The sequence below is a fragment of the Bradyrhizobium sp. Kon69 genome (genome assembly GCF_055807515.1).
This window is the reverse complement of record NZ_JBVVOS010000590.1, coordinates 1-234: the sequence shown is the minus strand read 5'-3', so window position 1 is coordinate 234 and position 234 is coordinate 1. Positions and strand designations below refer to the sequence as shown.

Genomic DNA, 234 nt, shown 5'->3' with positions numbered 1-234 from the left:
ATCTGCCCACTGCCCTGCCCCGGCGGCAAGGCGATTTCGCGCACAAAGGTGCCACGCCCGGTTTCGCCGCTGACCAACCCCATCGCTTCCAGCTCGGTGTACACGCGGCTCGCCGTGGCCAGTGCCAGGCCATGCTCGGCGGCGAGTTGGCGATGCGTGGGCAGGCGTGTGCCGGGCGGCAGCTTTCCCGAACGGATGAGGCCCTGGTTGGCTTCGATCAGGCCGCCCTGGTTG

At 69.2% G+C, this 234-nt stretch carries 1 protein-coding gene; it reads right to left on the bottom strand.

Translation table 11 applies throughout. The features are described from left to right. The coding region (locus AC0L3U_RS40265; protein WP_473365253.1) for a GntR family transcriptional regulator at nt 1-234 on the bottom strand (234 nt) is incomplete at both ends.